The following is a 234-nucleotide window of genomic DNA, read 5'->3' as shown; positions in this document are numbered from 1 at the left end:
AAATATGCACATGGGTCTGGGCCAGGTAATCATCAAGACTGAGCTTTTCCTTGCCTGCCAAAGGATGGCCCTTGCGCATGGCACACACGTAACGGTCTTCCAACAACTTGACGTGGCGCACCTGCGGATCGGTGTTGAGCGGCGCATCGACCGCGAAGTCCAGGCGCCCGGCGGCCAGCTCCTTGGTGGTTTCCCGGCGCTTGGACAGGAAACTCTCGATGGCCACGGTCGGCG

At 60.7% G+C, this 234-nt stretch carries 1 protein-coding gene; it reads right to left on the bottom strand.

Features of this window, described 5'->3' with window-relative positions; genetic code table 11:
• A partial coding sequence (locus tag OC610_RS29385) for a LysR substrate-binding domain-containing protein (RefSeq protein WP_264433390.1) occupies positions 1-234 on the bottom strand: 234 nt, incomplete at both ends.

The organism is Pseudomonas agronomica, assembly GCF_025917275.1.
Classification (GTDB): Bacteria; Pseudomonadota; Gammaproteobacteria; order Pseudomonadales; family Pseudomonadaceae; genus Aquipseudomonas; species Aquipseudomonas agronomica.
This window is presented reverse-complemented; position numbering and strand designations above follow the sequence as displayed.